This is a genomic window from Pseudomonas sp. NPDC087346, assembly GCF_044744235.1.
Lineage (GTDB): Bacteria > Pseudomonadota > Gammaproteobacteria > Pseudomonadales > Pseudomonadaceae > Aquipseudomonas.
The window spans coordinates 172,267-183,884 of the sequence record NZ_JBIUXX010000006.1; the positions used below are offsets into that span (position 1 = coordinate 172,267).

An 11,618-nucleotide genomic window follows, 5' to 3' on the forward strand; every position below is an offset into this window, starting at 1 on the left:
ACGGTTCAATCTGTCGGAGTGAGCCTGTGTGGCGAGGGGATTTATCCCCGTTGGGGCGCGAAGCACCCCCAAAACCTGCAACCGCGAATTACCAGACAGACCGCGATCAATGGTTTAGGACTGCTGCGCAGCCGGACGGGGATAAATCCCCTCGCCACAAGACTCACTCCTACAGGGATTACGGTGTTGCGGGTTAGAAGTGATACGTCATGCGCGCAAACAACGTACGGCCCAGCGGGTCGGTGTAGCGTGGGTCATAACCGCTCTGGAAGTTGTAGGCCTGGTTGGTAAAGGGCGGGTTGCGGTCGAACATGTTTTTCATCCCCGCGTCCACATCCAGCACCTTGTCGAAGGTGTAGCCGGCCGACAGATCCCACACCGAATACGATGCCACCGTCGCGTGCGTGTCGCGGTCGTAATCGTTGTAACCAGTGGTGAAGCGGTTGGTCAGTGCCGCCCGTGCCGCACCGAAGGTCCAGCTGCCGGTGAGGTTGTGTTTCCAGCGGGAAATCACCCCGTCACCCTCGAAGTCTCCGACCTTGTCGGTGAACGGGCCCTTGATGGTGCTCTGGAAGTCATAGCTGTCGACATAAGTGCCTTGCAGCCCCAGACCGAACTGACCGTAAGGCGTATTCGGGAAGCGATAGTCGAGCGACACGTCGACACCGTTGGTCTCGACGATGCCAAGGTTGGCGTTGCCGGTGACGATGTAGTTGAGCGTGCCATCGGCATTGCGCACGAAGCGATCCTGATAGCTGCCGGACTGATCAAACACAGTGGATTCCGGGAACGGCTGGATCTGGTTGGAGATGTGAATCCACCAGAAATCCAGACCGACCGACAGGCTGCTGATCGGCTGATAGACAAAGCCCAGGGTCACGTTACGTGCCTTCTCCGGAGCGAGATTTTCGTTGCCGCCAATCTGATTGAGGAACTGCTGACCGCAATCGCGCCCGCCGTTGCCGCCCGGTTGCACCACGCCGCCGGTACACAGCACCGGATCGTTGTAGTAGCCCTGGGTGTAAGTGATGCTGCGCGGCGAATACAACTCATACAGCGACGGCGCACGGAAGCCTTCGCTGTACGCGCCACGCACCACCAGCTCTTTTAGTGGCTGATAACGGAACGAGTATTTCGGGTTGGTGGTGCTGCCGAAGTCACTGTATTTGTCGTGACGTACGGCGGCTGACAGTTCGAGGCTGTCGAGCACCGGCACGTTGATTTCGGCGTACGCGGCTTTCACGCTGCGATCACCCTCGACGCTGCCGGCCGGGTCGATACCGAGGCTCTGGATGTCGCCGGCAAACGATTCGAAGTCCTGATGGAATTTCTCTTTGCGATACTCGCCGCCCAGCGCCAGACCGGATGGGCCGGCGCCAAACCAGTCACCGATCTCGCGGCTGATCCGCCCGTCGAATCCGGCGACCCGGCCGACAGCGGTGGAATAGGCGCCGTGATACGCAGCGTCATCAATGTACTGCTGACCGGCCGCAGATTGCGGGCCGAACGGGTTGAGCAAACCGCTGGCCAGGCCGTTGATCATCGCCTGATCGCTGACATAACCGCTGGTGACGCTGGAGACGATTTTGTTCTGGTTGTACGAGGCGCCGACGTTGTAATCCCAGCCGCCGACCAGACCGTCGAAGCTCAACAGAAAGCGCTGGCTGGTGTTCTGGTCTTTCGATTCACGCGGGCCGGCAGCGGTTTCGCGCCAGTTCACATCGACCGGTTGCGTCGGGTCGAGGGCAAACCCGGTTGGCCCCGGGGTGATGCCGTTGCCTGGGTAATAAGGCGAGGATGAATCAAGGCTCAAACCGGTCAGCGGCGCCGGGCCGATGGCGGTGGCGTTGTTGTTGCGCGACCAGAAATATTCGAGATTGACGTTGTGATCGTCGGCCAGTTTGCCGGTGGTCTTGCCGAAAAACGAGGTCTTCTCGGTCTGCGGAATCAGGTCGATGTATTCGCGGGTGCTGAAGCGGCACAAGCCATCGCGGGCAACCAGGTTCGGCCCGTTGCAATTGCTGTTGGCCAATGGGTTGGTGGCGTTGCCGTTCTGGCTGTAGTTGCCGGGGAACGCGGTGCCGGAAGTCTGATCGAGGCCGCGACCGGGCTCGTAATCGCGGGCGAAGGAGCGGTCGTTGGCGTCGAGGTTTTGCTGCTTGTTGTAGTTGAACACGCCAAGCACGTTAAAGCGGTCCTGCTCCAGATCGCCGTAGCCCCAACTGGCGCTCATGTCTTTGGTCGCGCCGCCACCGGCGTTAGTCGGGGTTTCGCCGCCGAGGGTGAGCTGGCCGTCGGTCATGGATTTCTTGGTGATGAAGTTGATCACGCCGCCGATGGCGTCGGTGCCGTACAGGGCCGATGCGCCGTCGCGCAGCACTTCCACACGCTCGATGGCGGCAAACGGGATCATGTTCAGATCGACCGCGCCACCTGCCGAGTTGGTCCCGGACAAGGCGTTGTTGGCCAGGCGTCGACCGTTGAGCAACACCAGCGTCTTGTTTGCGCCGATGCCGCGCATGTCGGCGAACGACGCGCCGCCCGTGGCCGAGCCGACCGAGCCGGCGCTGTTGTTGATCGACTGGCTGCCGGTGATGCGCTGCACCAGTTCGGCGGTGGTGGTCACGCCTTGTTTGCGCAGCTCATCGGCCTTGAGAATGGTGATCGGCACAGCGGTTTCCGCATCGACCCGGCGAATCGCCGAACCCGTCACTTCCACCCGTTGCAGTTGCGTGGTCGGCGCGACGACTGCCGCCGCAGCGGGGACGGCAACGTTGTCGTCCTCGGCCGCTTGCACAGTCCCGGCGCCCATCCCCATGGCCACCAGATACAACGGAACAAAACGGTGACGAGAAATCGTGGCCACCAAAGGTTTGAGCGTAAAGCGTGGAGTGTTCATCAGCATGGTTGTTTCCGACTTTGTTAGACGTTATCGAAATGGCCTTGTGAGCCCTGATTGCGCAGGTCACGGTGGTGCCGCGCCGCGAAAAACCACTTTCTTCAAGCAAGCCGATCCCCTCCGAAGACGCAGGGCGTTTTTCGGTCGGCTGATTGCGACGGGATTCGATAAGCGGTGTCGGGTGTGATTGTTCAGCGCACGCCCGACACCGCACTCAGTGGGTGGTCATCACCGAAATCTTGCTGATGCCCGAGCGTTCGATAGACGCCATGGCTTTGGCCACCTGGCCGTAATTGACGGCGGAGTCGGCCTGCAATTGCACGCGCACTTCGGCGTCTTTGGCCTTGACCTCCTTGAGGCTGGCCTCCAGCGACTCCGGGGCCACTTCGGTTTTGGCCAGATAGAACTTGCCGTCCTGATCGACGCTGACCACTACCGGGTCTTTCTTTTCGGCGGGAGCAACAGCATCGGTTTTCGGCAGGTTCACTTTGATCGCATTGGTCATCAACGGCGCGGTGACGATGAACACCACCAGCAGCACGAGCATCACGTCGACCAGCGGCGTGACGTTCATTTCGCTGAGCACTTCATCGCTGTCTTGAGTGGAGAACGACATCAGCTGGCCTCCCGCACGGCGGCCGTGGTTTTGCTGGCGATGGCCTGACGGCTGACGGAAAACGCACTGCGTGAGGCGAGGGCGTCGAAATCGTGGGCGAAGTCATCCATGTCGGCCGAGGCGAGTTTCAGGCGACGCAGGAAGAAGTTGTAAATCAGCACTGCCGGCACGGCGACGGCGATACCGACGCCGGTGGCGATCAGCGCGTGACCGATAGGGCCGGCGACCGCTTCAAGGCTGGCCGAACCGGTTTCGCCGATGCTTTTCAGGGCTTCCATGATTCCCCAAACAGTACCGAACAAACCTATGAACGGCGCGGTGCTGCCGATACTGGCGAGGATCGCCTGACCGTTTTCCAGCGAGCGGCGTTCCTTCTGGATTTGTTGGCGCAGGTTGCGTTCCAGACGATCCGAACGGTTGATGGTGTGCGCCAGTTGCTGGGTGGTGCGTGGCGATTCTTCTACCTGCAACGCCTCGAAACCACTGCTGGCGATCCGCGCCAATGAGCCCGGATATTGGCTGGCGTGTTCGGCGGCGGTGAGCAGGTCCGGCGCGCCCCAGAAGGCTTTGCTGAACTGTTTGTTCTGGGATTTCTGACGCAGGTATTGCGCCGACTTGACCAGCAGGATCGCCCAGCTGAGCACGGAAAACAGCACCAGGCCCCAGAGCACGCCGGGGACAATCATCGAAGACAAATCGTTCATGGTGACACCTCGCTTGCGTTATTCGGTTGTGCGTTGATTGAGCGTTCGGTTATTGCGGCAATTTGAAATCGATGGTCTGGGTGGCGAAGCCGTCAATCGGGGTGTCCCCGCGCTTGGCCGGAATAAACTTCCAGTTCTTCACGGCGGCGACGGCGGCATCATCCAGTTGCGGTTTGCCGCTGGACTTGGTCACCGTCACCGAACCGGCACGCCCGTTGGCCAGCACCTGAATGCGTAGCACCACGCTGCCTTCCCAACTGCGCCGCAGAGCCAGTGACGGGTATTCCGGTGGCGGATTGCCGAGGCTGGCGAGGCCGGAAATCGCCGCCGACTCTTTCACCGGGCCCGGTGCGGCGGCAGGCGCCGGTGGCGCACTCGGTGTGGCCGGCGCAGCAGGCGCTGCCGGTTGCGCGGGGGCGACCGGGGCTTTCGGCGGCTCGACTTTCTTCACCGGTTTCGGCTTCTCGACCGGTTTTGGTTTTTCGATGGGCTTGGGTTTCTCCACCGGTTTCGGTGGCGGTTTGACCGCGTCCTCGTCCTCCACCGGTTGCTCGGGTTCGGGCGGTGGCGGAGGAGGTGGCGGTGGCTCCGGAGTCGGCGGTGCCGGTGGCGTCGGGCTGGTCAGCTCGACGGTCATTTCCGGGATCTGCGGCGGCGTCGGCAGTGGCTCGGTCCTGGACTGCTGGAGAAACCACCAGGCGCCGCCGTGTATCAGCGCCGATACCGCGACCAGCAACACCATCTGTTGCTTGTTCAAACCACCGGGTTGCGAGGTATTGGCTTTAAACGCCAGCCGGCCTGAAGCCGGCGGGAGCGGCGCTTCCCGTAACGGCCCGGGCAGGCTTCTGTGTTTTACCGCATCGTTCATTAAAGCTCCCTCGGGTTGATGAAGGGCAATAAGGTGCCATCCGAACATTTGCGTAATGTTCGAGTGGGTTGATTCAACTTTCTTCAGGGTGCGCGCGTGCCGATAGTTGAACTATCTGGTTAACAAGGCTTGCGTACAGTTACTGACTTAGTGGTATCGACTTCGTTTCATGTAACCCATTCCATGGCTGTTGTTCTTTTCCCCTGTAGGAGCTGCCGAAGGCTGCGATCTTTTGATCTTGATTTCTAAAGCCAAATCAAAAGATCGCAGCCTTCGGCAGCTCCTACAGGGTTCACTTGTATCAAGTAGTCGTATTCCATTTAGCAACCGCTGTGCCAGATATGGCACGAATGTATCGTTGGTATTTCATTGCTGTTACCTGTGTCGCATTTATATAAGTTTTATCCGCTGGCTGCTTTTTCATTGGCGCGATGTTCTCCGCTAGCCCGGTTCATGGGGCTTTTTCAGGGGCGAGTCAGGTCTAACGCTGTATCCCGCTTATCTGCGGAATAGAGCGACTGCGCTCGGGTCGGCCAAGGCATTTGATGGTGCGTGGCGGACTGATTTGGTGCGGGTCAATGTTTTAGCGGGTCACAGGCGATATTCCTTATTCTTGTGTAAATGAAATCAGTGTTTGATCTGGGTGTTAGTTAGCGTCGATGGAACACTTTTGGTGCAAGAGCAAGATCGCTGAAGTTATTGTTCGACAATCTTGCTGTTGCACTATTTAAAAAATAAATAACACTGCGTCGGCGCGATACACATCGCCGAACTCAATGCAGGTTGTTGGATTCAGGTAATAAAGTTGAGGCGAAGAGTGCCATGGCGATTCCAGTGAGGAACCCGGCATTGAACAGATAGAGGCAAGTGGGCAGTGATGCGGCAGAGCGATTGAAGATTCACGCGGTGAACTCCTTGTTGCCAGCTCGGACACTCGAACTTTTGGTTCGGTGTCGCACCTTACAAGAACGCGGATAGCGTTCGATGATTGCTCTTGGTGCGGGATGGGCACCGCAAGCGCTGTTTTGCGAGGTTATGAATTCGCAAGTCGCAAGTGCATGGGAAAAACGTGCCAAAGAGGATACAAAGGCAGAATATTTCTTCGCCGAGTCTTGGGCCATCTACGCTATGCCAAGGGATTTTGTAGTGAGGGTGCTTCTGTGCCGAGGGTCAGTTCTAAATTAAGGGGGAGTCATGTACCAGCTCTACGGACATCGCAACTCAGGCGCAGCCGCCATCGAAGCGGCGCTGGAGCTGTGCCAGATCGCTTATCGCTTCATCGATATCGAAGCCAGTGCCGAAGCTGCCGAGGCATTGGCGCAACTCAATCCACTGAAACAGATCCCGACCCTGCAACTGCCCGATGGCAGCGTGATTACCGAGAGCGCAGCGATCCTGATTCACCTCGGGCTGACGTTTCCAGCATCCGGCCTGTTGCCGGCCAAGGCTGCGGATCGCGATCAGGCCATTCGTGGCCTGGCGTACATCGTCAGTAATTGCTACGCGGCCATCGGCGTGATCGATTATCCCGAGCGCTGGCTGCTGATGCCGGACGAGGCTTCGCGGCAGAACCTGATGGCCGGTGCCCGCGAGCGATTGCATTGGAGTTGGGAGGTGTTCGCCGACCAGTTCTCGGCAGAGTTGTACCTGGACGATGAAACCCCGGGCGCCCTGGATGTGCTGGCGGCGGTGGTGACGCGCTGGGGCGGCAGCCGAGAACATCTGCGCCAGACCCGGCCCGGGTTTTACGCATGGTTGCAGCGCATCGACCGCCACCCGGTGCTGGCCCCGGTCTTCGCCCGGCATTGGCCAGCCTGAACCACAAAGAATCAAATGTAGGAGTGAGCCTGCTCGCGATAGCTGTTTGTCAGTCGCTGCATATTTAACTGATATACCGCTATCGCGAGCAGGCTCACTCCTACAGGGGACGGGATCACTCGCCGCGAATGTATTGCTCGAGCTGTTTGATCAGCTCGGCCTGTTCGGCAATCGCTTCCTTGACCAGGTCGCCAATCGACAACAGACCGATCAGTTTGCCGTCCTCTACTACCGGCAAGTGGCGCAGGCGCTTGTCGGACATGATGCCCAGGCAAGTATCGACGGTCTGGCGAGTGTCCACGGTGATCACGTCTGACACCATGATCTCGCTAACCGGCGTACCCACGGACGAACGTCCCTTGAGTATCAGCTTGCGAGCGTAGTCGCGCTCGCTGATGATGCCCTCGACCTTGCCATCCTTCATCACCAGCAAAGCGCCAACGTTCTTTTCGGCCATCTTCGTCAATGCTTCGAACACCGATTGATGGGGCAGAATCTGGTGCACTTCCTGATTTTTCTGATCTTTGAGCTTGAGCAGTTGGGCGACGGTTTTCATGGCGGTTACTCAGGTGTTGTCGTTGTTATCCAAGCATCGTAGACCCTGACGCGCAGGGCAAGGTGGCAAAACGGCAGATAGCACGCAAAAAACGTCATTTCTCACATCTTTCGGGATTACTTCCACCTTTGTGGCGAGGGGATTTATCCCCGTTCGGCTGCGCAGCAGTCGCAAAACCATCCATTGCGCTGAGTCAGTTGAACCGGATCGCCTGATTCCGGGGCTGCTTCGCAACCCAACGGGAATAAATCCCCTCGCCACAGAACATTCCAAACTGAAACGGCAGGCGTGGGGAGGGCAGCGTAGAATGCCCCCCTGAATCAATTTTCGAGGTCCGCCGTGGTGGATTTACAGCAGGGCTTCGTCCTGACGCGGCACTGGCGCGATACCCCGGCGGGCACTGAAGTCGAGTTCTGGCTGGCGACCGACGCCGGGCCGCGTCGCGTGCGGCTGCCGCATCAGCCGTCGGTGGCGTTTATCCCGGCGGCGCAGCGCGAGCAGGCCGAGCGGGTGCTGCACGATGAAAAGAACGTCGAACTGCGCCCGCTGGCCCTGCAGGATTTCGAACATCGCCCGGTGCTGGGCTTGTATTGCCAGCAACACGGCCAGTTAATGCGCCTGGAAACCGCGCTCAACCGCAACAGTATCGATGTCTACGAAGCCGACGTGCGGCCGCCCGAGCGCTATCTGATGGAGCGTTTCATCACCGCGCCGGTGCGCTTCAGCGGTACGCCGGACGCCGATGGCACGCTGCTCAACGCCCAGCTCAAACCCGATCCCGATTATCGGCCGGCACTGCGGCTGGTCTCGCTGGACATCGAAACCACCGAAACCGGCGAGTTGTATTCCATCGCGCTGGAAGGTTGCGGCGAGCGTCAGGTGTACATGCTCGGCGCGCCGAACGGTGACGCCAGCATCGTCGACTTCGATCTCGAATACTGCGACTCCCGCACGCTGATCCTGAAAAAACTCAACGACTGGTTTGCCCGCCACGACCCCGATGCGATCATCGGCTGGAACGTGGTGCAGTTCGATCTGCGCATCCTCCACGAACACGCCCGGCGCCTCGGTGTGCCGCTGAAAATCGGTCGTGCCGGCGAAGAAATGCAGTGGCGCGAACACGGCAGTCGCAACCATTACTTCGCCTCGGCAGCGGGGCGGTTGATCATCGATGGCATCGAATCGCTGCGTTCAGCGACCTGGAGTTTTCCTTCGTTCAGCCTCGAAAACGTCGCGCAGACCTTGCTCGGCGAAGGCAAATCGATCGACAACCCGTACCAGCGGATGGACGAGATCAACCGGATGTTCGCCGAGGACAAACCGGCGCTGGCCAAGTACAACCTCAAGGACTGCGAACTGGTCACGCGGATTTTCGCCAAGACCGAACTGCTGACCTTCCTGCTGGAACGTGCCAGCGTCACCGGGCTGGCGGTGGATCGCAGCGGCGGCTCGGTGGCGGCGTTCACTCACCTGTACATGCCGTTGATGCATCGTCAGGGTTTCGTCGCACCGAATCTCGGTACCAATCCGCCACAGGCCAGCCCCGGTGGATTCGTCATGGACTCGCAGCCGGGGCTGTACGAGTCGGTGCTGGTGCTTGATTACAAAAGCCTTTATCCGTCGATCATTCGCACCTTTCTGATCGACCCGGTGGGGCTGGTCGAAGGCTTGCAGCACCCGGACGACGCCGACTCGGTGCCGGGCTTTCGCGGTGCGCGCTTCTCGCGGACCCGGCATTGCCTGCCGTCGATTGTGGCGCGGGTCGCCGAAGGTCGCGAAACCGCCAAGCGCGAGCACAACGCGCCGCTGTCCCAAGCGCTGAAAATCATCATGAACGCCTTTTACGGCGTGCTCGGTTCCAGCGGTTGCCGGTTTTTCGATACGCGGCTGGCGTCCTCGATCACCTTGCGTGGTCACGAAATCATGCTGCGCACGCGCAAACTGATCGAAGAGCAGGGCCATGCGGTGATCTACGGCGACACCGATTCGACCTTCGTCTGGCTGCGGCGCGCGCACGGTCAGGAAGAAGCGGCGAAGATTGGCCAGGCGCTGGTCAAGCACGTCAACGATTGGTGGCGCGAGCATGTGCGGGATGAATACGGGCTGCAAAGCGCCCTCGAATTACAGTTCGAAACGCACTACAAACGCTTCCTGATGCCAACCATTCGCGGCGCGGAGGAGGGCAGCAAGAAACGCTATGCCGGTCTGGTCGCCCGCGCCGATGGCACGGATGAAATGGTCTACAAAGGCCTGGAAACCGTGCGTACCGACTGGTCGTTGCTGGCGCGGCAGTTTCAGCAGGAACTCTACGAACGGATCTTCCAGCGCAAGCCGTATCAGGATTACGTCCGCGATTACGTGCGCAAGACTCTGGCTGGTGAGTTCGACGAGCGCCTGATCTACCGCAAGCGCCTGCGCCGCACCCTCGACGATTACGAGCGCAACGTGCCGCCGCATGTGCGCGCCGCGCGTCTGGCTGACGATTACAACGCGCAGCACGGGCGGCCACGGCAATACCAGAACGGTGGCTGGATCAGTTACGTCATCGCCATGGCCGGGCCGGAACCGCTGGAAGTGCGGCGCACGCCCATCGACTACGACCATTACATCACCCGCCAACTGCAACCGGTGGCGGACGCGATTCTGCCTTTTGTCGACGACGATTTCTCAACCCTGATTGGAGGGCAACTGGGCTTGTTTTGAGTCCAGCAACTGCAAGGTCCAGTCGTCGAGAATACCGTGGAAATACCGTTCCAGCGCCTGCGCGAACGGGCTGTCGTCATCGGCAAACTGCGCGAACAGGGTCATCGATGAATGAAATTTCAGGTCATCCGGGTGGCCGAAAATCTCCGCAATCGATCGCTGGCGCACCTTCAGCACAAGCTGTGTGCAGGTGCGCAGTCGGGCGCCGAGCAGTGGGTGTTGCAGATAGGCCCGGGCTTCTTCGGCTGAGCCGATAGCAAAGCGCCGGGACATCTCGCTGCCGCCGAGCCCGGCGAATTGCGGGAAGACAAACCACATCCAGTGGCTGCGTTTGTGGCCCTCGTCGAGCTCACGCTGCACGCGCTCGAACACCGGGTCCTGGGCCTGAACAAAACGTTGCAGGTTGAAGGGGTCGTACTGATCAGTACTTCTCATGGGCCGAGCCCTCTGACAGACGGCGGTGGCTTAAACCATGGCCAACCGCTGCTTGCGTCGTGGCGCTTGAAACGCCTGGTCCAGCGCCGCCAGATCCCCCGCGTCCAGTTGCAGATGCGCCGCTTGTGCATTGAGTTGCACGTGTTCCGGCCGCACAGCCTTGGGAATCGCAATCACACCATCCTGACGCAGAATCCACGCCAGCGAAACCTGTGCCGGGGTCACGCCGTGACGAGCGGCAATCTGTTTCAGCACCGGATCGAACAACAACGCGCCACCCTGGCCAATCGGACAGTAGGCCATCAGCGGCATACGTTGCTGTTGGCACCATGGCAGCAGATCGAATTCGATGCCGCGCTCTTCCAGGTTATATAGCACTTGATTGGTGGCGCAGGCGGGCGCTGAAAGTTCTTCGAGGTCAGCGACGTCGAAATTCGACACACCCCAACGGCCGATCTTGCCTTCTTCGCGCAGTAACTCGAAGGCTTCCACGGTTTCTTCCAGCGGGAATTGACCGCGCCAGTGCAACAGGTACAGATCGATGTAGTCGGTATCGAGCCGGCGCAAACTGCGTTCGATGGCCTGGGGAATGCCTTTGCGGCTGGCGTTGTGCGGGTAGACCTTGCTCACCAGAAACACCTGATCGCGAATGCCGGCGATGGCTTCGCCGACCACGCTTTCGGCACCGCCCTCGGCATACATTTCGGCGGTGTCGATCAGGGTCATGCCCAGTTCGACGCCCTGACGCAGCGCCGCCACTTCGTGCTTGTGCGCCGAGCGATCTTCACCCATGCGCCAAGTGCCCTGGCCAATCACCGGAACCTGTACGCCTGCGAGTTCAAGGGTGCGCATTCAAACCTCCTGTCTGGTGTATTCAGTCGGTCGCAGGATAGACCAAAAGCAAAAGATCGCAGCCTTCGGCAGCTCCTTGTATGTTGCTCCCACACCAATCGAGTGAGTCTAAGCTCGCTGGTGCGGACATACGAAGATGTGTTTCTGGGGGAGACCGATCGCTCCTG

Annotated in this window: 9 protein-coding genes; 2 read left to right on the plus strand and 7 right to left on the minus strand. The window is 59.7% G+C overall.

The window, feature by feature from the left end; translation table 11 throughout:
- Positions 1-193: 193 nt before the first annotated feature.
- The 4 genes from ACIOZM_RS06050 to ACIOZM_RS06065 form a co-directional block, all read right to left on the minus strand.
- A complete protein-coding gene (locus tag ACIOZM_RS06050; protein ID WP_401210691.1) occupies positions 194-2,905 on the minus strand; it encodes a TonB-dependent receptor in 2,712 nt (903 codons plus the stop codon).
- A gap of 208 nt (positions 2,906-3,113) precedes the next feature.
- Complete coding sequence (locus ACIOZM_RS06055; protein WP_401210693.1) at positions 3,114-3,515, minus strand: ExbD/TolR family protein; 402 nt, start codon at positions 3,513-3,515, stop codon at positions 3,114-3,116.
- A complete protein-coding gene (locus tag ACIOZM_RS06060) occupies positions 3,515-4,201 on the minus strand; it encodes a MotA/TolQ/ExbB proton channel family protein (protein WP_401210716.1) in 687 nt (228 codons plus the stop codon). Before ACIOZM_RS06060 ends, ACIOZM_RS06055 begins: the two co-directional genes overlap by 1 nt.
- 67 nt (positions 4,202-4,268) lie before the next feature.
- Complete coding sequence (locus ACIOZM_RS06065; RefSeq protein ID WP_401210696.1) at positions 4,269-5,087, minus strand: energy transducer TonB; 819 nt, start codon at positions 5,085-5,087, stop codon at positions 4,269-4,271.
- Positions 5,088-6,281: 1,194 nt separating this feature from the next.
- Here ACIOZM_RS06065 and ACIOZM_RS06070 point away from each other — a divergent pair.
- Positions 6,282-6,905: a glutathione S-transferase N-terminal domain-containing protein gene (locus ACIOZM_RS06070; protein WP_401210698.1), complete on the plus strand. Its 624-nt coding sequence runs from the start codon at positions 6,282-6,284 to the stop codon at positions 6,903-6,905.
- 115 nt (positions 6,906-7,020) lie between these two features.
- Here ACIOZM_RS06070 and ACIOZM_RS06075 read toward each other — a convergent pair whose 3' ends face one another.
- The gene (locus ACIOZM_RS06075; protein WP_401210701.1) at positions 7,021-7,461 is read right to left on the minus strand and encodes a CBS domain-containing protein; all 441 of its coding nucleotides are present in this window, start codon (positions 7,459-7,461) and stop codon (positions 7,021-7,023) included.
- Between the two features lie 342 nt (positions 7,462-7,803).
- Between ACIOZM_RS06075 and ACIOZM_RS06080 the strand changes: the two genes are divergently transcribed.
- Entirely contained in the window at positions 7,804-10,164 is a 2,361-nt protein-coding gene (locus tag ACIOZM_RS06080; protein WP_401210703.1) for a DNA polymerase II, read from the plus strand.
- Here ACIOZM_RS06080 and ACIOZM_RS06085 read toward each other — a convergent pair.
- Positions 10,129-10,599 (minus strand): DUF1810 domain-containing protein, encoded by a 471-nt coding sequence (locus ACIOZM_RS06085; protein ID WP_401210705.1) that lies wholly within the window; start codon positions 10,597-10,599, stop codon positions 10,129-10,131. The two genes, ACIOZM_RS06080 and ACIOZM_RS06085, sit on opposite strands and share 36 nt — an antisense overlap.
- Positions 10,600-10,629: 30 nt before the next feature.
- Positions 10,630-11,451 (minus strand): aldo/keto reductase, encoded by an 822-nt coding sequence (locus tag ACIOZM_RS06090; protein WP_401210708.1) that lies wholly within the window; start codon positions 11,449-11,451, stop codon positions 10,630-10,632.
- Positions 11,452-11,618 lie beyond the last annotated feature (167 nt).

Excerpts from the sequence above, each read along its gene's own strand:
- ACIOZM_RS06050 (WP_401210691.1), bottom strand. The coding sequence starts at position 2,905 with ATGCTGATGAACACTCCACGCTTTACGCTCAAACCTTTGGTGGCCACG.
- ACIOZM_RS06055 (WP_401210693.1), bottom strand. The coding sequence starts at position 3,515 with ATGTCGTTCTCCACTCAAGACAGCGATGAAGTGCTCAGCGAAATGAAC.
- ACIOZM_RS06060 (WP_401210716.1), bottom strand. The coding sequence starts at position 4,201 with ATGATTGTCCCCGGCGTGCTCTGGGGCCTGGTGCTGTTTTCCGTGCTC.
- ACIOZM_RS06065 (WP_401210696.1), bottom strand. The coding sequence starts at position 5,087 with ATGAACGATGCGGTAAAACACAGAAGCCTGCCCGGGCCGTTACGGGAA.
- ACIOZM_RS06070 (WP_401210698.1), top strand. The coding sequence starts at position 6,282 with ATGTACCAGCTCTACGGACATCGCAACTCAGGCGCAGCCGCCATCGAA.
- ACIOZM_RS06075 (WP_401210701.1), bottom strand. The coding sequence starts at position 7,461 with ATGAAAACCGTCGCCCAACTGCTCAAGCTCAAAGATCAGAAAAATCAG.
- ACIOZM_RS06085 (WP_401210705.1), bottom strand. The coding sequence starts at position 10,599 with ATGAGAAGTACTGATCAGTACGACCCCTTCAACCTGCAACGTTTTGTT.
- ACIOZM_RS06090 (WP_401210708.1), bottom strand. The coding sequence starts at position 11,451 with ATGCGCACCCTTGAACTCGCAGGCGTACAGGTTCCGGTGATTGGCCAG.